Source organism: Glaciimonas sp. GNP009 (assembly GCF_054343755.1).
This window is the reverse complement of record NZ_JBTGUV010000004.1, coordinates 2,688,843-2,710,547: the sequence shown is the minus strand read 5'-3', so window position 1 is coordinate 2,710,547 and position 21,705 is coordinate 2,688,843. Positions and strand designations below refer to the sequence as shown.

The following is a 21,705-nucleotide window of genomic DNA, read 5'->3' as shown; positions in this document are numbered from 1 at the left end:
TAGTTTATGCTGAAGGCCAAGCTACTATTGTAGCCCTTAAGGATTAAAGGATTAAAGGATTAACAACATGACTGAACAAATTAACACGGCCAACGCGGATATATTGCCAGTTGGAAAAATGCCACAATTGCGCGTGATGCCTATGCCCAGTGACGCCAATGTCTACGGCGACGTCTTTGGCGGCTGGATTATGGCCCAAGTGGATGTCGCTGGCTCTTTACCAGCAACCCGTCGCGCCAACGGTCGCGTGGCAACCATTGCAGTGAATTCGTTTGTTTTTAAAAATCCGGTGTTCGTCGGCGACCTGTTGTCCTTTTACGCGGAAATTGTCAAAGTCGGCAATACTTCGATTACCGTCTATGTAGAAGTCTACGCCGAACGCAACCGTCTGCAAACAGAGATCGTTAAAGTGACCGAAGCTACGTTGACCTACGTTGCCACCGACCTAAATCGTAAACCCAGACAAATCCCACAATTGGATTAACTGCAAGATGTGCGGCTCAGGTTCGCCACGCGGATGTGCCGTTCAGTAAATGCGCCAGAGTAGTCAGCGTGCGGCAATTGTTGGGCGATAGGCATGCAAATGCCATGAAATCAATTCCTCTGACAATTGCCCAACTCACCCGAAATCGCCGCGGCAGCCTTTTTTACAATGGGGATCAGTGCCTGCATTCGCTTGTGCGGCATGTAAGGCAAGGTACTGGACACGCTGATAGCCGCAACGATCATGTGGCTAGCGTCACGAATGGGCGCTGCGACGCAGCGGATTGATGGTTCGTTGTCCTCCAGATCAAAGGAAAAATCTCCTTTTGCGTATTGCTGCATTTGCTCAAGAAAGTCGCCCCAGCTCCCTTTTTTTAATAACTTTAGGCTATCGACGGTATGCACAAAAGACCGTTTCTCGTACAAATCCTTCCATCCTTCCTCATTCAGGCCAAGCATCAAAGCTTTACCGACGCCGGTGGTGGCAATTGGCATGCGATGCCCCACGCGCGAGCGCATTTCCAGACCCTTTTTGCCTGAAATTTTGTCGAGATAAAGAACGTCATCCACATCCCGTACGGCGAGATGAATTGTGTCATTGGTTTGCTCTGCGAGCGATTCCAGATAGGGCCTTGCGACCACGGAAAGTGATACTTCTTCGCGCGCCTGAAACCCCAGCTCAATTAATTTAGGGCCAAGCGCGTAGCCGGTACTCGAGCTAAAGCGCAAATAACGTTCCTGCACCAGACAACTGGCGAGCCGATGCGTCGTGCTGCGGGTAGTGCCCACGGCAGAAGCGATGTCCATCAATTCACGCGCGCCAGCGGCGACTGCATGCACTACAGCCAAGCCGCGCGACAAAGTTTGTGTGCCGGTAGGGTTCAAGCCGTTTTGGGAAACCTCAACTGTCGCCGCTGGCTTAGTCATATTCAACACTTTCTTTTTATAAATCGATATCAAAACAGAATCACCCCACTATTTGGATGCATATTACAGGCAGGAATAATGAATGTCCCGTAGCGCATTTTACACAAAATAGTATTAAAATCCCACATATTGGGACGTAGTTTCATATATTGACAAAATAAATATGAAGGTCTAGAGTGCGATAACCGCTTCAAAGACGCTTTGCGCCACGGTCATCGGCGACGTTGACTTGGGACTTAAATGAAATGCGGGAATTGCCGCATCAAAGAAATGCAAAGGTCACGATTGGCCGACGATCAGACCAGTCAGGCCCCGCTTTAGTGGCTTAGTGGCATCAATAACAGACACCAAACGCCAGGACAATGATGAAGGTAACGTGGAAGATAAACTCATGAATCAAACCCAATTAATTGCCTTGGATTGGGGCACCTCGTCATTACGTGCGTACCGCATCGGTCATCAAGGTGTGGTGCTTGAGCAACGGGCGCTTTCTACGGGAATTATGCATTTGCCGACTGTTACTACCGAAAACCAACAAGCGCTGGGCGACAAAGCTGGCTTCGAACTCGCTTTTCGACAAGCCTGTGGCGATTGGTTAGCGGCAGCACCACCAACACCGATCATCGCTTGCGGCATGATTGGCAGTATGCAAGGCTGGTGTGAAGCGCCTTACTTGCCGATACCGATTGCCATTAATCAGATCGGAAAAACGTTAAAAACTGTACAAACCTCCGATGGATTAGTCGTCCATATTGTGCCGGGCCTGATACAACATTCCACCTTGCCCAACGTTATGCGCGGGGAAGAAACACAAGTCATCGGTGCATTAGCGATAGCAGCCGAACAGCGCGGAAAGCATCAGCATTCAGTAGATGATGTATTGATCGGTCTTCCGGGTACACACTCAAAATGGATACGCGTACATCAGCATAGTACCGAGCCGACTATCCAGCATTTCGACACCTTCATGACCGGCGAAGTTTACGCCGCGTTGTGTGCGCATACTATTTTGGGACGGACCATGCAAATGGATGCCGCCTTTGACTTCGGCGCTGATACTGAAAAAAATACGGCCAATCATTTGGCTTTTTCGCGTGGCCTTGAAGTGGCGCAGACCGTTGCAGGAAGGGCCGGCGTACTTTCTACGATTTTCAGTACCCGCACATTAGGTTTAACCGATGCGCTGGACGGCAGCGGACAACGCGAATATCTCTCAGGACTATTGATTGGCCATGAGATAGCGGTGTTGCGTGCATCGCTGGAGGAGTTGGTACATCAGCCGCAGCAAATCATCCTGATTGGCGACGCTACGTTGTGCGCGCGTTATAAAACGGCATTAGATATCTATGAAATAAAAGGCGCTACCGTGACAGCAAAAGCGACTGAGCGTGGCTTATGGATGCTGGCGAAACAGGCGGGACTGGTTTCCGCTCACGCAGTGCCAGTCTGATGTCGCCCGCCAGCATGGACACAATATTGCAACAGATATTTATTATATTAAGGACCACCAGATGTTAAAAAATGCGATGAAACAATGCGGCATGATCGCGATTTTACGCGGGGTTCATCCCGGCGAAGTCGCGGCTATTGGCATGGTGCTTTACACCGCAGGATTCCGCGTCATTGAAGTACCATTAAACTCACCCGAGCCGTTTGAAAGTATTCGTCTGTTACGGTCTGCATTGGCCAATGATTGCGTCGTCGGCGCAGGAACTGTTTTAACCCAGGCGCAAGTAATCGAGGTAAAAAATGCAGGCGGTGAAATCATTGTCATGCCGCACAGCGACGCCACCGTGATCGGGGCTGCAAAGCAGGCTGGGCTTGCCTGCGCTCCTGGCGTCGCCACTGTCACCGAAGCGTTTGCCGCATTGGCCGCTGGCGCGGATATTCTTAAAATGTTCCCTGCCGAGCAGCTCGGCCCCATCGTCGTAAAAGCGTGGCGGGCGGTGATTCCGGCGAGTGTTGCACTGGTTCCGGTCGGTGGTATTACACCGAAAAATATGGCGGCTTTTGTCGCCGCCGGGGCTTCTGGATTTGGTCTTGGTTCTGCCCTTTATAAACCCGGTATGCATGCTGAACAAGTGCGACTGAACGCAGAACAATTTATTGCTGCCTGGCGTGCCGTCGTCGCTTAGGCGACCGGTTTGATCGGCACTAGAAAGCCATAGAATAATAAGGAGATGACTGCATGAAAATCACAAAACTTACTACGTACATTGTGCCGCCGCGGTGGTGCTTTTTAAAGATCGAAACTGATGAAGGTGTCGTGGGATGGGGCGAGCCAGTCGTTGAAGGCCGTGCCCATAGCGTCGCGGCGGCCGTAGAAGAGTTATCCGACTATCTGATCGGCAAAGATCCGCGCAACATCGAAGATCACTGGACGGTGCTATATCGTGGCGGATTTTATCGCGGCGGCGCCATACACATGAGCGCACTAGCCGGTATCGATCAGGCGCTGTGGGATATTAAAGGTAAGGATCTCGGGGTCTCAGTCAGCCAGCTATTGGGCGGCCCGGTGCGCGATAGCATCAAGGTGTATTCATGGATCGGTGGCGACCGTCCTGCAGACACCGCAGCCGCGGCAAGAGATGCCGTCGCACGTGGTTTTAGTGCCGTCAAAATGAATGGCACGGAAGAGTTGCAATTCGTCGATTCTTATGAAAAAGTCGAAGCGATGCTGGCCAATGTTGCAGCAGTCCGCGATGCCGTGGGTCCGCATATCGGTATCGGCGTCGATTTCCATGGCCGCGTGCATAAACCAATGGCGAAGATTTTGATCAAGGAACTTGAACAATACAAACTGATGTTTATTGAAGAGCCGGTTCTGAGCGAAAACTATGAGGCACTAAAAGAAATAGCGCATCTGACCAGTACGCCAATCGCCCTCGGCGAACGGCTGTATTCGCGCTGGGATTACAAACGCATTCTCAGCGAAGGCTACGTGGATATTATTCAGCCCGACGTGTCGCATGCCGGTGGCATCACAGAAACGCGCAAGATTGCCACCATGGCCGAAGCCTACGATGTGGCCGTTGCCCTGCATTGCCCACTCGGCCCAATCGCGCTGGCAGCGTGCCTGCAAGTTGATGCGGTTTCATACAACGCATTCATTCAGGAGCAGAGCTTGGGTATTCATTACAACGAGAGCAACGATCTACTCGACTATGTGGTCGATCCTGGCGTATTCGCCTATAACGAAGGCTATGTCACCATCCCACAAGGGCCGGGTCTGGGGATTGAGATCAATGAGGAATATGTAAAAGAACGCGCTGCCCTTGGTCACCGCTGGCGTAATCCGATCTGGCGTCACAAGGATGGTAGTTTCGCAGAATGGTAAAACGGTTTTAGCATCACGCCAGCTCATCATCAAATAAATTAGACCGACAAAATCCCCGAGATGCGTTAAGCATTTCGGGATTTCTATATCGCACTATCGTATAAGCAAACGCCATATGAGCAAACTTATGCTGCTTCTTTTTGCGGCACCTTTTCGTCGCGCAACTCACGTCGCAAAATCTTACCGACGTTAGTCTTCGGTAATTCGGTGCGGAATTCAATATATTTCGGTCGTTTGTAACCGGTCAGTTGCTCTTTACAATAACCCATCAATTCCTCTACAGTTAGTGAAGGATCTTTACGCACAACAAATAGCTTGACGACTTCGCCAGCATGTTCATCCGGCACGCCGATACATGCGCACTCCAGCACACCTGGATGTTCAGCAACCACACCCTCAACTTCATTCGGATAGACATTGAAACCTGAGACCAAAATCATATCTTTTTTACGATCGACAATCTTGGTATAACCATGCTCGTCCATCACACCGATGTCACCAGACTTAAAGAATCCATCTCGCGTCATGACCAATGCGGTTTCGTCCGGACGATTCCAGTAACCGACCATGACTTGTGGTCCACGAATGGCGATTTCACCGGCTTCTCCCAACGCGACCGGATTTCCAGCATCATCGAGGATCACGATTTCAGTTGATGGCAATGGCAATCCGATGGTGCCATTGTAGGCTGTAATCGTCGGCGGGTTGGCACAGGCAATGGGCGATGTTTCCGATAGGCCGTAACCTTCGATAATAGGACAACCGGTCACTGCCATCCATTTATCAGCGACTACTTTTTGTACTGCCATACCGCCGCCGACACAGACTCTATAACTAGAAAAATCCAACTTCGCAAAATCGGGATGATTGACCAGTGCGTTATACAGTGTGTTCACCGCTGGAAACGTATTGATTTGATACTTGGATAATTCCTTGATCAGACCGGCGATGTCTCGAGGATTTGGAATCAATACATTTAGCGCGCCTTCGCGCATACCAAATATGCCGCATATGGTCAGGGCGAAGATATGGTAAAGCGGCAAGGCGCAGACGAACACGAGTTGCTCAATCTCGGGGCCTTTATCCAAGCCCGGTGAAAGCCACGCTTCCGCTTGCAACACGTTCGCAATTACATTGCGATGAGACAGCGTTGCACCCTTGGACACGCCGGTTGTGCCGCCGGTATATTGTAAAAATGCGACGTCCTCTTGTGTCGTCGCAATCGGCGTCAAGGTCATGGACCCAGCCTCCGACAGCAAACGCTTAAATGGGGTGGAACCGGGCAATAAAAATACCGGCACCATTTTTTTAACGTGCCGTACCACCAAATTGACGATCAATCCTTTAGCGCCCATCAAGTCGCCCATCGTGGCGACAACCACGTGTTTTATCTTGGTGCGAGTGAGTACCTGTTGCAACGTCGTAGCAAAGTTCTCCAAAACGAAAATCGCTTCCGCACCAGAGTCGTTCAACTGATGTTCCAGTTCCCGCGGCGTGTAGAGAGGATTAACGTTGACGACGGTATATCCGGCACGCAAAATGGCCGCGATCACCACGGGATATTGTAAAACGTTTGGCATCATAATCGCGACCCGCGCGCCTTTTTGCATGCCTTTGCTTTGTAGCCATGCGGCCACTTTTCTCGATAACTGATCAACCTCAGCGTAGGTCAGATACTTGCCCATGCAAACATAGGCATTACGCCCAGCATACGTTTGAAATGCCTCCTCCAGCAAATGCACTAAAGATCGATACGGGGTGTAATCAATTTCGGCAGGAACGCCTTCGGGATACGATTTAAGCCAAAATTTATCCATGGTCTGCCCTAGTCTCTCGTTGTTATTAATGCAATCTTATAAAAAGGATCATCAGCCATTTTGATAGCGTTAACTCCCAAAATCCGACTAAGCCGGGAAGAATTTATAAAATAGCGCATAGAAGAAGTGAATGGATTTTAAAAGAATCTGTTTTCACATAAAAAAGCACGATTGTTTTATTCTACCGCGATGCTATCGATCATGACGCGCACTTGCAAGTGTTTTGCACCATATTCGAGTAACTCCTCGGCAAAAGCAGGCATGCAATGTTGCCGCCTGATAGACGATTTATTCTAAAAATCAAGCGCTTTATGACTTCCTTCCAGTGCGCTCGTTTTTTGCTTTGCCGATGCAGATGCCAAATCGATTAACTGACGACGCCGTTCTTCTTTGGGCAGCGCCGCCAACTTGCCGACGGCAATATAAAATTGTGGAAAGGTTTTTTGCTGCGCCAGCAATCCACGAAATCCCGGTTCAAGCGCGTAATAAGTGTCGACCAATGCCAGATGTGCATTCGACAGCGGCTCAGCAAACCAGCGGTCGTAACCCACGTAACCACCCCAATGCGCTTTCAGTACCTGATACTCTGTCTGGAGTGCGGCAAAAATACGGATTTTATTCTGCCTCTTTGCGGCGTCGCTCAGATCGCCTGAATAAACATCCATCAATCGCTGACGGTACTTTAATAGCAGGGCTAAAAATTCGGTTTTGCGACCTTCAAATTCCGCGTATGTGCGCCGTCGTTTCTCATCTCCATTCACCGCCAGCCACTGCTCAGCGCCGGCCTCCTCTACCGTGGTGGCAAATGCTTCGTTAAAATCGGTATCGCCTTTGACGTACAACAATTGATGCGACAGCTCGTGAAAAATTAACCGCGCTAACTCTGCATCCGGATAGTTAATAAAAGTCGACATCACCGGATCATTAAACCAGCCCAATGTCGAATAGGCCGGCACGCCCAGCACTTGCACATCGTAACCTTCACTGCGAAGTTGCGCGCCGTATTGTTGGGCGCTTTGCTGGTTATAGTAACCACGATAGGAAACGCAGCCCGCAATGGGGAAACACCACTGTTTTGGTGTTAGCGATAACGCGGGCGCGGCGACCACGTTCCACAGTACAAACTTGCGCTGCAGTTGCACATAATTGCGATAACTTCCGTTGTCCGGTAGGCCCAATTCACTGACAGCAAACTGACGAATTTCTTTAACGGTTCGCAACTGCGACTTCAACTTATCACTGGCGGCTGGATCATCCAGCCACACAGAAATGGGGCGCGCATCGGCTAGCAGCGAAAGCTCTCCATTCGCTGCCTGGGCATAATAACCAAGCTGCGTACAGCCGGTCATTAACGCTGTCATTAAGACTGCCGACAACGCTGTCAACAACCTGAGTAACAGCGCCGTTAAACGCGCCATTAATAGGGTTTTCGGCAATGCGATCATATGAAGTTTTCCTCCTCCGTCTTCTCGACAACGAAGGTATCAGGAGTCAAAAAAACGCCGCCGACCACCGTCTTAAAAGTAACTCATCGCGAGCGCTTCAGATTACCTCGACTTCAACCAATACGTCGTAAAAAGTAGGCGCTCGTCCCATATCGGTTAAGCGCTGACTCGTCACTTCGTTGGCATTTTTTCCGTCGGGAGCAAATTTTTTCCACCAGATAGACAGGCCCACGACCAATCCCGTTCGCGCCTTATCAGTCACCCTGACTTTGGCGACGAAGGTGCCGCGATCGTTGTAAATACGAACCGTGTCGCCAGTCGCTATCCCGCGCTGGAGTGCGTCGGCCGGATGCATATCGAGATGCGGTTCACCCTCGGTATCACGCAAACTTTGTACATTTACAAAACTGGAGTTCAAAAAATTTCGTGCCGGTGGCGAAATCATGGCTAAAGGATATTTAGCCGCCAATGCAGGATTACTTGCGACTGATTCGTAAGGTGCAATATAAGTCGGCAATGGATCCAATCCATCCGCCAGCATACTGGCACTAAAGAACTCACACTTACCCGATGGTGTTTGGAACCCACCGTTAGCAAATGGCGCAGCCGGCGCATTCAGTTTTTGCCATCCCTTTTGCTTTAACGCGTCCCAGTCAAAATGAATCGCGCGTTCATTTCGACGATCAAAAGCTTGTGCAGCAATCGCATCATCTGACTCTTTAAAACAATCATCGTCAAATCCCATGCGTGCTGCCAGCAATCGAAATATTTCAGTATTCGGCTTTGCCTCGCCTAACGGCGCAATCGCAGGGTTATTCGCCAGCATGTACAAATGGCCGTAAGACGAGTGCACGTCAGCGTGCTCAAGTTGAGTTGTTGCGGGCAAGAGGATATCGGCGTAATCGGCGGTGTCGGTCTGAAAATGCTCCAACACTACCGTGAATAAATCCTCGCGCGCGAAGCCTTGGGCGACCGTTCCCGATTGTGGCGCGACCGCAACCGGATTCGCGTTGTAGACAATCAGCGCTTCAATTTTAGCGCCAAAATCGGCCGACGTTTCACGCAGCAAATCATCTCCGATGGTGCTCATGTTGATCGTCCGCAATCGCATCTTATGATGTTTCAAAAGGTCCGGACGTTGCAATGCTTGCAGGTTCTTCGGGAAACTATCGGATGTCGATAATTGCACTCCGCCAGCGGCGTGACGCCAGGCTCCTACCAGCGCTGGCAGACAAGCGATATTACGCACAGCCATCCCGCCACCGCGAACACGCTGCAAGCCATAATTGACACGGATGGCCACGCCATCGCCCGCGCGCGCAGCGCTTCCATAATCGCGCGCTAGCTGAATAACCTCTTGCGCAGTAATGCCGCACACCTCGGCAACCCTTTCTGGTGGCCATTCCAAAGCACGCTCTTGCAATTGATCGAAGCCCATCGTATGTTGCGCAATGTAATCATGATCCAGCAGATTCTCGCCAATCAAGACATGCATCATGCCCAGCGCCAGAGCCGCATCGGTTCCTGGCAGCAGAGCAATATGCTGGTGACATTTTTCCGCGGTCAGTGATCTATAGGGATCAATCGCTATGAGCTTCGCACCATGGCGTTTGGCTTCCTGCACGCGCATCCATAGATGCAGATTGGAGGCGATCGGATTCCCACCCCAAATTACAATAAATTTGGCATTTTGAAACTGCTCAAGATCTGTTCCTACGCGAGCGCCAATCGTATATTTATAACCGGCCCCACCAGCCGCCGCGCAGATAGTGCGGTCCAATAGCGAAGCCCCGATTCGGTTAAAAAATCGCATCGACATCGACTCACTCTGCACCAATCCCATGGTTCCGGCGTAACTATAGGGCAGTATCGCTTGCGGATCGCGTGCGGCAATTGCACCCAAGCGCGTTGCAATAGTATCCAGTGCCTCATCCCAACTAATGCGAACGAACTTGCCCTCACCTTTGACACCCACCCGCTTCATAGGGTGGAGTAATCGGTCCTTATGATAAGTCCGCTCGGTATAGCGTGAAACCTTGGTGCAAAGAACGCCTGCAGTACTCGGGTGATCAGGGTCACCGCGCACTTCAGTCGCAACACCGTCCTGGACGGTCACCAGCAACGCGCAGGTATCGGGGCAATCGTGCGGGCAAGCGGCACGGACAATAGTTGTGGTCATGATCGTTTGGGTGAAAATGGATTAATTCGGAGCAACGTATACCGTTGACTTAACAGTTAATTAGCATTTAATTATTAAGTGCATTTAACAATTATCGACAGATAACTTATCAGAATTAATCCATCGACATGAAAATTTCTACTATATCGAACTGCACGTACACACCTTGCTATAAACAAGGCCGCTTACCCATAATTGCCAATTGATTTATTTCAACGAAATTGAGGCATCGGGTCCAATAAACGCAGCATGAATGCTTCACATTGGGCGACCTGCTCCAACGCGACGAACTCGTTAGGTCGATGCGCTTGTTCTATGTTGCCCGGACCGCACACCACCGTTGGAATTCCTGCGCGCTGAAATAGTCCAGCCTCAGTCCCATAAGAGACCGCACCAGTAGTATGGTTACGCGACAATGAAGCCGCCAGTTGTACAATCGCGTCATGCTCTTTGGTATTCAAGCCTGGCGCGGAGGCCAGCCATTCGAAAGCAATCTTCGCATTCGGCTCAATCAGCTGCATTTCGGGCAGAAGCTTCGCGGCGAAATCTTGCACTTCCTGGTACAAACGCTCAGCATCAACGCCCGGCATGGTACGCGCTTCAAAATCGAAAGCACATTCCTTAGGAACAATATTCGATGCAAGTCCACCTCGAATTAAACCAGTTTGCATCGTTGTATAAGGAACCGTAAAACCATAATCACGGGTTTCAAGTTGTGCAAAGCGGTCGGCCATCTGTCGAATATAAACAATGATACGCGCGGCATATTCGATCGCGTTCACACCCATCGTTGTGTAACTTGAATGTGCTTCGCGCCCGGTAATGCAGCAGCGGAATCGATTCGTGCCTTTGTGGGCGATGATCGGCTGCATTGACGTCGGCTCACCAACGATACAACCGGCCGGTTTCAATCCTAGCTCTTGCAGATCCTTAATTAAGCCTTGCACGCCGATGCAACCAACTTCCTCATCGTACGATAAAGCAAAATGCAATGGCGCTTCCATATCGGCTGCCAAAAATTTCGGTGCGAGCGCGAGCGCGGTGGCGATGTAGCTCTTCATATCCGCTGAACCGCGACCATAAATCAACCCATCTTTGATCGTCGCCTTGAAAGGATCGGTGTCCCAAGCCTGGCCTTCGACCGGCACAACATCTGTGTGCCCCGATAGAATCAGCCCGGGCTTTTTACCCTGCCCTAACGTGGCAAACAAATTTGCTTTCTTACCTGTCGAGTCGTACGTCAACCTTGATGTAACGCCAAGCCCTGCCAAATAATCACGGGTCCACTCAATTAAACCTAAATTGGAATCTCGCGAAACTGTCGGAAAAGCAATCAGACGTTCGATCATCGTCATGACGTCTGGTGATGGCTGAAGCAATGCTGCTGAAATCGGGGCGGTGCTATTCATAGAGTTCCTTTGGTGATCGCCAATGTTCGATGGCATGTTTGATAACGTGTTCGATGACATTGGTCAGAGAAGACAGAAGACGACAAATTCGTATGCAAATTACATGCCTATATATACAAACTGGTTTACTATCTTTGACAATGCAGCTGCGTTGAACTATGAAGAATCTTACCTTTCTTTAGAAGATTTCGCCCGCAACATGCCGAACTGACCGGCTAACAATCACAAATCGCAAGCCATCCGATAGGAACCCCCGATGATCATTAAAGAAAGTAGCTCCGCATCCCTCATACCGGACCATCATCCGCAAACTTGGCGTGCCGTCATTTCCTCCTCAATTGGGAATGCATTGGAGTGGTTTGACGTGCTAATTTACAGTGCATTTGCGGTGACGATTGCGAAACTATTTTTCCCAACAGAGAACCAAACGGTATCGTTACTGATCACATTTGCAACCTTTGGTGTTTCTTTTTTTATGCGCCCTCTTGGTGCGGTGATACTTGGCGCGTACTCGGATCGCGTCGGACGCAAGGCTGCTTTGACGTTTTCCATCATGCTAATGATGATCGGCACATTGATGATCGCCGTCATGCCAACTTATGCCTCGATCGGTCTTTGGGCACCCGCCGGAATTGTATTGGCCCGACTCATTCAGGGATTCTCAGCAGGTGGAGAATTCGGAAGTTCCACCGCTTTTCTGGTTGAGCATGCGCCGCATCGACGCGGATTTTTTTCCAGTTGGCAAGTTGCCAGCCAGGGCCTGAGTATTTTATTGGCTGCGGGCTTCGGTGCTGTATTGTCCTCGCAATTATCGACTGAGCAATTAGAAGGATGGGGATGGCGTCTGCCGTTTCTGTTCGGTTTGCTCATCGGACCGGCTGGCTATTACATCCGTAAAAACCTGGAAGAGTCGCCTGAGTTCTCGGCCGCCAGCGCAACCAGTACGCCATTGCGCGACATTATGACATTTCAAAAAGAACGTCTGCTAATCGGTACGGGCAGCGTCATCATGGCAACCGTGTCGGTGTACCTGGTCATTTACATGCCTACGTATGCGGTAAAACAGCTTGGCATGACATCGACTGCATCATTTAGTGCAACGATCATGGCCGGGGTGATCATGATGCTTTTCTCACCGTTGGTTGGTCATCTATCCGATAAATACGGTAGAACACCTTTTATGCTGACAAGCAGCATTCTGTTTGTGGTCCTTACCTATCCTTTATTTTCTTATTTATCGACGCATCCAAGCTTTTTAAATTTGCTTCTAGTGCAAGGCATCATCGGCATTTTAATGACGATGTATTTTGCATCCATGCCTGCGCTGCTATCGGATATCTTTCCAGTTCAGACGCGGGGCACCGGTATGTCACTTTGCTATAACATCGCCGTGATGATTTTTGGCGGTTTTGCAGGCATGACAATCACCTGGTTAATTGCCGCGACTGAAAACAAGCTCGCCGTGACTTTCTATGTCATTGCTGGCGCCATACTCAGTGTGATCGCAACGCTTGCAGCACGTTACAAGTTGCGGTTACGTTAATTTCATACTATTGAAATTAATCTGTTGTCATAAAAGTTCTGTGACATTGGTAGGAATAGACCTGGCCGGCACTTGCTTTTGCAAGTACCGGCTTTTTTATATGTTCTAATCTAGGTTTAGGCATTGCCCGTCGTAGCGGCAATGCCATGTCCACAATGCGGAGAAACCTATGAAGTTGATCGAATCGATTATCCAGTTTCAGTCAGAAATTCAAGCTATCCGGCGCGACTTACACGCCCATCCCGAGCTCTGTTATAAAGAGCAACGCACAGCCGAAGTAGTCGCCGAAAAATTAACAGAATGGCACATACCAGTCATTCGTGGAATGGGTATTACTGGCGTAGTTGGTGTTCTAAAAAAGGGTAACGGTGAACGTGCGATCGGTCTGCGCGCCGATATGGATGCACTACCGGTACAAGAATTAAATACTTTCGCGCATGCCTCTCAACATGAGGGGAAAATGCACGCATGCGGTCATGATGGCCACACCGCCATGCTGCTAGGTGCCGCACGGCACTTATCTTTGCATGGTGATTTTGACGGCACTGTTTACTTAATTTTTCAGCCAGCGGAAGAAGGTGGTGCTGGCGCACAGCGCATGATTGACGATGGTCTTTTTGTGCAATGTCCTATGGAAGCGGTATTTGGCATGCATAACTGGCCCGGCATGCCCGCCGGTAAATTCGGTGTAACACCCGGCCCAATGATGGCATCAAGTAATGAGTTTGAAGTCATTATTAAAGGCAAAGGATCACACGCGGCGCAGCCGCACAAGAGCGTTGACCCGGTAATGATCGCCGTACAAATAGCTCAGAGCTGGCAAACTATCGTAGCCCGAAATGTGAATCCGAACGACTCCGCAGTCCTCTCAATCACGCAAATACACTCGGGCAGTGCCACGAATGTGATTCCAGATGAGGCTACATTGATCGGGACGGTTCGTACATTTTCGGTCGATGTGCTCGATTTAATTGAGGAGCGGATGCGTGATATTGCACATCACACAGGCGCAGCATTTGGCGCTGAAGTGGACTTTCGCTTCCACCGTAATTACCCACCGCTAGTCAATCATCCGACAGAAACGGCATTCGCCGTCTCTGTGATGCAGTCGATGTCTGGTGCCGATAACGTTAATGCAACGGTTGAGCCGACAATGGGAGCAGAAGACTTTGCTTTCATGTTGCAAAGTAAGCCTGGCTGCTATGTGTTTCTCGGCAATGGCTCCGGCGACCATCGCGACGGCGGTCATGGACTCGGCCCTTGCAACTTACACAATGCCAGCTATGACTTCAACGACGAATTGCTCCCTATTGGGGCAAGTTACTGGGTTAATCTAGCAGAAGCATATCTACAGGTGGTGAAGTGATCAACGCCCTCGCTGGTGGCTTAGCTGCGTTGAGATTAATTGATTGATGTAAATTAATTCGGGACGTACTTTACATATCAGGTCTTCAAATCCGGTATGACGATTTGTCCGCTTGATAGATAATTCTACACATTTAGATTTGTCGGCATACCGTATTTCAATAGCAAGATGCAACGCTATCCGTCGTTAAAATACGTTGGTGCAGGCTGCAATAAGCCACTTCAGGATCGCGCCATGACTTTAAATATTGACGTGTATTTTGAAGAGCCTACATAATCACTTATTCTGCAAAAATTTCGATTTTGAACTATTATTTAGCAGCGCATCCCGCCATTTAATTTTGCCTCATCCTAGTAGATCATTACCTGCCTCTTATATTTCTTTGTCGAAAGTCTTTATGCATAAAAAACGAATAGGTTTCAAAATCCTTACAATCGGATGCTTATTAGCTGGTGTACAGGCGGCCTATGCAATCAATTACACACCTGACTCTGCTTCGCTCGAGGTTGGTACTGGGAACAAAAGCCAATTTGTCCGTGCGGCAACTCAATGGGATTGGGGAACCAAGTGGTGGCAATCAAACGGCACGCATATCGGCGGTTACTGGGACTTGAGTTTGACTGAATTTCGGGAAAATCAGTATCAGAACGCACCTGGTCAGCAAAGAAAAATGACAGATATCGGGTTCACTCCAGTATTCCGTTTTCAGGCAGATGATAAAAAAGGTACTTATGCCGAAGCTGGCATTGGCGTGCATTTGATGTCGCATTTATACGATAACAATAGCCGTCGCTTTTCTACAGCATTTGAGTTCGGTGACCACATTGGCGTCGGCTATGTCTTTAGCAATGGTCTGGACCTTGGTCTGAAATTGCAGCATTTTTCTAATGGTGGAATTAAGGAGCCCAATAGCGGTGCAAATTTCGCTGTAATCCGGGCGGCTTATCACTTTTAAATGTTAGCGCTGGCGAATGTTTATTGTTGGCAGGGAAAGTTTAGTCTCTGACAAGGCTTAAATTTAATGTATTTATTAGCAAAAAGGCCGCGCCATTTTGGTTTGCGGCCTTTTTGCTGTGGAAGTGTATCTCTCTCAGGAGTGTTGTTCACCGAAGACTGGCACAGAATGTAAAGCCTTACAGGAAAGTGTTTATTTTGGTGTGGGGTATTTGACGTGACGGTTAATGGGTAAGCGATTGCCAATGGTGTACTGAAGAGCGGCGGGTAGGTAATGAAGATGGTAGCCAATGGCGACGGCAGGAGATCGCATAGCTAAGCATCTCAAGATTAGGCTGAGTGTCACGAAATGTGAAGATTACAGTAGATATTGCTCGTGAGCGCTGAGTGCGCTTGGCTTGCTGGCTCTTGTCCGGTCGCGGGGTAGCTGATGCGCGGTTAATGTTGTTGAGGGTTGGGTGTTGGGTGTTGGGTGTTGGGTGTTGGGTGTTGGGTGTTGGGTGTTGGGTGTTGGGTGTTGGGTGTTGGGTGTTGGGTGTTGGGTGTTGGGTGTTGGGTGTTGGGTGTTGGGTGTTGTCATTGCATAAATCGTTTCTGCAAAGCAAAAACCCTCCCCGATTACTCGGAGAGGGTTTTCTAATAAGAGCCTGACGATGACCTACTTTCACACTGGTTGCAGCACTATCATCGGCGCAAAGTCGTTTCACGGTCCTGTTCGGGATGGGAAGGGGTGGTACCAACTCGCTATGGTCATCAGGCATAAACTGTAGTGTCGTGTGTTCCCAATGGGGCAACAAACAACGCAATCTAGAAGAAGTAAAGTTTTGTATTACTGCAGTGCAGTGACAAGGGTGTGTCACCGCACTGCTGGGTATGATTGCACTTTTCAGGCAAACACATATCTCATTAGCTTAATCTATAACCTGCTAAGGTTATAGGGACAAGCCTCACGGGCAATTAGTACTGGTTAGCTTAACGTATTACTACGCTTCCACACCCAGCCTATCAACGTCCTGGTCTCGAACGACCCTTTAGGGGAATCTAGTTCCCGGGAAATATCATCTCAAGGCAAGTTTCCCGCTTAGATGCTTTCAGCGGTTATCTCTTCCGAACTTAGCTACCCGGCAATGCCACTGGCGTGACAACCGGTACACCAGAGGTTCGTCCACTCCGGTCCTCTCGTACTAGGAGCAGCCCCCTTCAAATTTCCAACGCCCACGGCAGATAGGGACCAAACTGTCTCACGACGTTTTAAACCCAGCTCACGTACCACTTTAAATGGCGAACAGCCATACCCTTGGGACCGGCTACAGCCCCAGGATGTGATGAGCCGACATCGAGGTGCCAAACTCCCCCGTCGATATGAACTCTTGGGAGGAATCAGCCTGTTATCCCCAGAGTACCTTTTATCCGTTGAGCGATGGCCCTTCCATACAGAACCACCGGATCACTATGTCCTACTTTCGTACCTGCTCGACTTGTCAGTCTCGCAGTTAAGCACGCTTATGCCATTGCACTAACAGCACGATGTCCGACCGTACCTAGCGTACCTTCGAACTCCTCCGTTACACTTTGGGAGGAGACCGCCCCAGTCAAACTGCCTACCATGCACTGTCCCCGATCCGGATAACGGACCAAGGTTAGAATCTCAAACAAACCAGGGTGGTATTTCAAGGTTGGCTCCACGCAAACTAGCGTTCACGCTTCAAAGCCTCCCACCTATCCTACACAGATTGGTTCAAAATTCAATGCAAAGCTACAGTAAAGGTTCATGGGGTCTTTCCGTCTAGCCGCGGGTAGATTGCATCATCACAAACATTTCAACTTCGCTGAGTCTCGGGAGGAGACAGTGTGGCCATCGTTACTCCATTCGTGCAGGTCGGAACTTACCCGACAAGGAATTTCGCTACCTTAGGACCGTTATAGTTACGGCCGCCGTTTACTGGGACTTCAATCAAGAGCTTGCACCCCATCATTTAATCTTCCAGCACCGGGCAGGAGTCACACCATATACGTCCACTTTCGTGTTTGCATAGTGCTGTGTTTTTATTAAACAGTCGCAGCCACCTTTTTATTGCAGCCCTTTCACCCTTCTGGCGCGAGCCAGTCAAGCTACCGGGGCGTACCTTATCCCGAAGTTACGGTACAAATTTGCCGAGTTCCTTCTCCCGAGTTCTCTCAAGCGCCTTAGAATACTCATCTCGCCCACCTGTGTCGGTTTGCGGTACGGTCTCGTGTGACTGAAGCTTAGAGGCTTTTCTTGGAACCACTTCCGATTGCTTCATGAATAAATTCACTCGTCTCAACCCCTTGAATTACGCTGCCGGATTTGCCTAACAGCCTTCTCTGAGCCAAAAACCGACTATTCCAACAGTCGGACAACCTTCCGCGATCCGTCCCCCCATCGCATCACACGACGGTGCAGGAATATTAACCTGCTTCCCATCAGCTACGCATCTCTGCCTCGCCTTAGGGGCCGACTCACCCTGCTCCGATGAACGTTGAACAGGAAACCTTGGGCTTACGGCGTGGAGGCTTTTCACCCCCATTATCGCTACTCATGTCAGCATTCGCACTTCTGATACCTCCAGCATCCTTTACAAGACACCTTCGCAGGCTTACAGAACGCTCTCCTACCATATGACCTATAAATAGGTACATATCCGCAGCTTCGGTGACTGGCTTAGCCCCGTTACATCTTCCGCGCAGGACGACTCGATCAGTGAGCTATTACGCTTTCTTTAAAGGATGGCTGCTTCTAAGCCAACCTCCTGACTGTTTTAGCCTTCCCACTTCGTTTGCCACTTAGCCAATCTTTGGGACCTTAGCTGGCGGTCTGGGTTGTTTCCCTCTTGACGTCGGACGTTAGCACCCGGCGTCTGTCTCCCAAGCTCGCACTCATCGGTATTCGGAGTTTGCAATGGGTTGGTAATTCGCAATGAACCCCTAGCCATAACAGTGCTCTACCCCCGATGGTGATACTTGAGGCACTACCTAAATAGTTTTCGGAGAGAACCAGCTATTTCCAAGTTTGTTTAGCCTTTCACCCCTACCCACAGCTCATCCCCTAATTTTTCAACATTAGTGGGTTCGGACCTCCAGTGCGTGTTACCGCACCTTCATCCTGGCCATGAGTAGATCACTTGGTTTCGGGTCTACACCCAGCGACTGAACGCCCTATTCGGACTCGATTTCTCTACGCCTTCCCTATACGGTTAAGCTTGCCACTGAATGTAAGTCGCTGACCCATTATACAAAAGGTACGCAGTCACGGAACAAGTCCGCTCCTACTGTTTGTATGCACACGGTTTCAGGATCTATTTCACTCCCCTTCCGGGGTTCTTTTCGCCTTTCCCTCACGGTACTGGTTCACTATCGGTCGATTACGAGTATTTAGCCTTGGAGGATGGTCCCCCCATGTTCAGACAGGATTACACGTGTCCCGCCCTACTTGTCGCACACTTAGTTCCACACCACCGATTTCATGTAAGGGGCTATCACCCTCTATGGCCACTATTTCCAGAGTGTTCCATTATCGCTGATGCTAAATCGTGCAGGCTGTTCCCATTTCGCTCGCCACTACTCTGGGAATCTCGGTTGATTTCTTTTCCTGTAGCTACTTAGATGTTTCAGTTCGCCACGTTCGCCTTGCATACCTATGTATTCAGTATGCAATACCCATAAAGGGTGGGTTTCCCCATTCGGAAATCTGCGGATCAAAGCCTGTTTGCTGGCTCCCCGCAGCTTATCGCAAGCTACTACGTCCTTCATCGCCTGTAATCGCCAAGGCATCCACCATGTGCACTTATTCACTTGTCCCTATAACGTTAGCCTCTGATCGCGTTCACGACCAAAAACCGGTTATAGGATATTACTTATGAGTATTACTTTAGCGTTTGCCGTATCCAAAGTGTTATCGCATTTGCATACTTACGTATGCTCTTTTGAGAACTCTTTAATACTTTTTGATTTGATACAATCATACCCATCCACACTACTGTCGTAGCGCAGACGAATCTTTACTTCTTCTAAATTGTTAAAGAACAAACAGCCAATGATCTTAAAAAGATCAAACCTAAATCGCTTTATTTCACGCTACTACCCCGCGCAAATACTGACTTAGGTTTGATTTTTTACGCTTACTTTATGCACCAGGCGGTGTGCCCAGCAAAGTAAATGGTGGAGGCTAACGGGATCGAACCGATGACCCCCTGCTTGCAAAGCAGGTGCTCTCCCAGCTGAGCTAAGCCCCCCTTAAATCGTACCTCTATAACTGGTGGGTCTGGTTGGGCTCGAACCAACGACCCCCGCGTTATCAACACGGTGCTCTAACCAACTGAGCTACAGACCCGTCCTGATTAGCACGTTCCTAATATGACTGTTCTTCTTCTAACTAACACACCGATAAGTGTGGACGCTTAATGTCCGGGCAAACTCTAGAAAGGAGGTGATCCAGCCGCACCTTCCGATACGGCTACCTTGTTACGACTTCACCCCAGTCACGAATCCCACCGTGGTAAGCGCCCTCCTTGCGGTTAGGCTACCTACTTCTGGTGAAACCCGCTCCCATGGTGTGACGGGCGGTGTGTACAAGACCCGGGAACGTATTCACCGCGACATGCTGATCCGCGATTACTAGCGATTCCAACTTCATGTAGTCGAGTTGCAGACTACAATCCGGACTACGATACACTTTCTGGGATTAGCTCCCCCTCGCGGGTTGGCGGCCCTCTGTATGTACCATTGTATGACGTGTGAAGCCCTACCCATAAGGGCCATGAGGACTTGACGTCATCCCCACCTTCCTCCGGTTTGTCACCGGCAGTCTCATTAGAGTGCCCTTTCGTAGCAACTAATGACAAGGGTTGCGCTCGTTGCGGGACTTAACCCAACATCTCACGACACGAGCTGACGACAGCCATGCAGCACCTGTGTACTGGTTCTCTTTCAAGCACTCCCTGATCTCTCAAGGATTCCAGCCATGTCAAGGGTAGGTAAGGTTTTTCGCGTTGCATCGAATTAATCCACATCATCCACCGCTTGTGCGGGTCCCCGTCAATTCCTTTGAGTTTTAATCTTGCGACCGTACTCCCCAGGCGGTCTACTTCACGCGTTAGCTGCGTTACCAAGTCAATTAAGACCCGACAACTAGTAGACATCGTTTAGGGCGTGGACTACCAGGGTATCTAATCCTGTTTGCTCCCCACGCTTTCGTGCATGAGCGTCAGTGTTATCCCAGGGGGCTGCCTTCGCCATCGGTATTCCTCCACATCTCTACGCATTTCACTGCTACACGTGGAATTCTACCCCCCTCTGACACACTCTAGCCTTCCAGTCACAAATGCCATTCCCAGGTTAAGCCCGGGGATTTCACACCTGTCTTAAAAAACCGCCTGCGCACGCTTTACGCCCAGTAATTCCGATTAACGCTTGCACCCTACGTATTACCGCGGCTGCTGGCACGTAGTTAGCCGGTGCTTATTCTTCAGGTACCGTCATTAGCCCCAGGTATTAACCAAGACCGTTTCTTCCCTGACAAAAGAGCTTTACAACCCGAAGGCCTTCTTCACTCACGCGGCATTGCTGGATCAGGCTTGCGCCCATTGTCCAAAATTCCCCACTGCTGCCTCCCGTAGGAGTCTGGGCCGTGTCTCAGTCCCAGTGTGGCTGGTCGTCCTCTCAGACCAGCTACTGATCGAAGCCTTGGTGAGCCTTTACCTCACCAACTAGCTAATCAGATATCGGCCGCTCTGATAACGAGAGGTTCTTGCGAAGCCCCCTCTTTCCCCCGTAGGGCGTATGCGGTATTAGCTAATCTTTCGACTAGTTGTCCCCCATTACCAGGCACGTTCCGATATATTACTCACCCGTTCGCCACTCGTCAGCGGAGCAAGCTCCCTGTTACCGTTCGACTTGCATGTGTAAGGCATGCCGCCAGCGTTCAATCTGAGCCAGGATCAAACTCTTCAGTTTAATCTCTGTTTTGTGGCATTGCTGCCTAGCATCGCTGCTATCGCTCACTCAAAATACTGACAGGCTATCTCCCCAATTTGACTCAGGCAAATATCCTATTTTCTTCTTTTGTGAACATTTAATGTTTTAAGTTATACGCAAACCACCGAAGTAGTTCACGCTGCACTTTCATTAAACGCCCACACTTATCGGCTGTTAATTGTTAAAGAACTGTCTCTGTTTGGCGTCACACCCAACCTTACGCTCGGTGTTCGCAGCGCTGACAAAGCGTT

General features: G+C 49.7%; 13 protein-coding genes, 2 tRNA genes and 3 rRNA genes. 7 read left to right on the top strand and 11 right to left on the bottom strand.

The window, feature by feature from the left end; all coding sequences use genetic code 11:
• Window positions 1–67: 67 nt before the first annotated feature.
• Window positions 68–484 carry an acyl-CoA thioesterase gene (locus ACXX82_RS12760; protein WP_322235245.1) on the top strand — a complete coding sequence of 139 codons (417 nt, stop codon included), beginning with the start codon at window positions 68–70 and terminating at the stop codon, window positions 482–484.
• Window positions 485–594: 110 nt separating this feature from the next.
• On the opposite strand, the gene ACXX82_RS12755 is transcribed toward ACXX82_RS12760, so the two are convergent.
• A complete protein-coding gene (locus tag ACXX82_RS12755; protein ID WP_322235243.1) occupies window positions 595–1,410 on the bottom strand; it encodes an IclR family transcriptional regulator in 816 nt (271 codons plus the stop codon).
• A gap of 391 nt (window positions 1,411–1,801) precedes the next feature.
• Here ACXX82_RS12755 and ACXX82_RS12750 point away from each other — a divergent pair, with 391 nt between their 5' ends.
• The 3 genes from ACXX82_RS12750 (at window position 1,802) to dgoD (ending at window position 4,747) form a co-directional block, all read left to right on the top strand.
• Window positions 1,802–2,860 carry a 2-dehydro-3-deoxygalactonokinase gene (locus ACXX82_RS12750; RefSeq protein WP_458563039.1) on the top strand — a complete coding sequence of 353 codons (1,059 nt, stop codon included), beginning with the start codon at window positions 1,802–1,804 and terminating at the stop codon, window positions 2,858–2,860.
• Between the two features lie 61 nt (window positions 2,861–2,921).
• The gene (locus tag ACXX82_RS12745; RefSeq protein ID WP_323505875.1) at window positions 2,922–3,545 is read left to right on the top strand and encodes a 2-dehydro-3-deoxy-6-phosphogalactonate aldolase; all 624 of its coding nucleotides are present in this window, start codon (window positions 2,922–2,924) and stop codon (window positions 3,543–3,545) included.
• 53 nt (window positions 3,546–3,598) lie between these two features.
• Complete coding sequence (gene dgoD, locus ACXX82_RS12740; RefSeq protein ID WP_323505876.1) at window positions 3,599–4,747, top strand: galactonate dehydratase; 1,149 nt, start codon at window positions 3,599–3,601, stop codon at window positions 4,745–4,747.
• Window positions 4,748–4,872: 125 nt separating this feature from the next.
• Here dgoD and ACXX82_RS12735 read toward each other — a convergent pair whose 3' ends face one another.
• From ACXX82_RS12735 to argE, 4 genes are all read right to left on the bottom strand, one after another.
• A complete protein-coding gene (locus ACXX82_RS12735) occupies window positions 4,873–6,564 on the bottom strand; it encodes a long-chain fatty acid--CoA ligase (RefSeq protein WP_322235234.1) in 1,692 nt (563 codons plus the stop codon).
• 293 nt (window positions 6,565–6,857) lie between these two features.
• A complete protein-coding gene (locus ACXX82_RS12730; RefSeq protein ID WP_416186800.1) occupies window positions 6,858–8,009 on the bottom strand; it encodes an aminopeptidase in 1,152 nt (383 codons plus the stop codon).
• A gap of 97 nt (window positions 8,010–8,106) precedes the next feature.
• The gene (locus ACXX82_RS12725; RefSeq protein ID WP_458563038.1) at window positions 8,107–10,188 is read right to left on the bottom strand and encodes a molybdopterin-containing oxidoreductase family protein; all 2,082 of its coding nucleotides are present in this window, start codon (window positions 10,186–10,188) and stop codon (window positions 8,107–8,109) included.
• A gap of 212 nt (window positions 10,189–10,400) precedes the next feature.
• The gene (gene argE, locus ACXX82_RS12720; protein ID WP_323505879.1) at window positions 10,401–11,597 is read right to left on the bottom strand and encodes an acetylornithine deacetylase; all 1,197 of its coding nucleotides are present in this window, start codon (window positions 11,595–11,597) and stop codon (window positions 10,401–10,403) included.
• Between the two features lie 256 nt (window positions 11,598–11,853).
• On the opposite strand from argE, the gene ACXX82_RS12715 reads away from it, so the two are divergent.
• The 3 genes from ACXX82_RS12715 (at window position 11,854) to ACXX82_RS12705 (ending at window position 15,461) form a co-directional block, all read left to right on the top strand.
• Window positions 11,854–13,140: an MFS transporter gene (locus ACXX82_RS12715; RefSeq protein WP_322235226.1), complete on the top strand. Its 1,287-nt coding sequence runs from the start codon at window positions 11,854–11,856 to the stop codon at window positions 13,138–13,140.
• Window positions 13,141–13,309: 169 nt separating this feature from the next.
• The gene (locus ACXX82_RS12710) at window positions 13,310–14,506 is read left to right on the top strand and encodes a M20 aminoacylase family protein (RefSeq protein WP_458563037.1); all 1,197 of its coding nucleotides are present in this window, start codon (window positions 13,310–13,312) and stop codon (window positions 14,504–14,506) included.
• A gap of 397 nt (window positions 14,507–14,903) precedes the next feature.
• On the top strand, window positions 14,904–15,461 hold the full coding sequence (locus tag ACXX82_RS12705; RefSeq protein WP_322240375.1) for an acyloxyacyl hydrolase: 558 nt from the start codon (window positions 14,904–14,906) through the stop codon (window positions 15,459–15,461).
• A gap of 357 nt (window positions 15,462–15,818) precedes the next feature.
• On the opposite strand, the gene ACXX82_RS12700 is transcribed toward ACXX82_RS12705, so the two are convergent.
• From ACXX82_RS12700 to ACXX82_RS12675, 6 genes are all read right to left on the bottom strand, one after another.
• On the bottom strand, window positions 15,819–16,040 hold the full coding sequence (locus tag ACXX82_RS12700; protein ID WP_458563036.1) for a hypothetical protein: 222 nt from the start codon (window positions 16,038–16,040) through the stop codon (window positions 15,819–15,821).
• 65 nt (window positions 16,041–16,105) lie between these two features.
• A 5S ribosomal RNA gene (gene rrf / locus ACXX82_RS12695) occupies window positions 16,106–16,218 on the bottom strand.
• A 178-nt stretch (window positions 16,219–16,396) separates the two neighbouring features.
• A 23S ribosomal RNA gene (locus ACXX82_RS12690) occupies window positions 16,397–19,279 on the bottom strand.
• A 358-nt stretch (window positions 19,280–19,637) separates the two neighbouring features.
• Window positions 19,638–19,713: transfer RNA gene (locus tag ACXX82_RS12685), tRNA-Ala, on the bottom strand.
• Between the two features lie 21 nt (window positions 19,714–19,734).
• Window positions 19,735–19,811 (bottom strand) — tRNA-Ile (locus ACXX82_RS12680).
• An 89-nt stretch (window positions 19,812–19,900) separates the two neighbouring features.
• A 16S ribosomal RNA gene (locus ACXX82_RS12675) occupies window positions 19,901–21,433 on the bottom strand.
• The 16S, 23S and 5S rRNA genes sit together here with 2 tRNA genes alongside, the layout of an rRNA operon.
• Window positions 21,434–21,705: the final 272 nt, after the last annotated feature.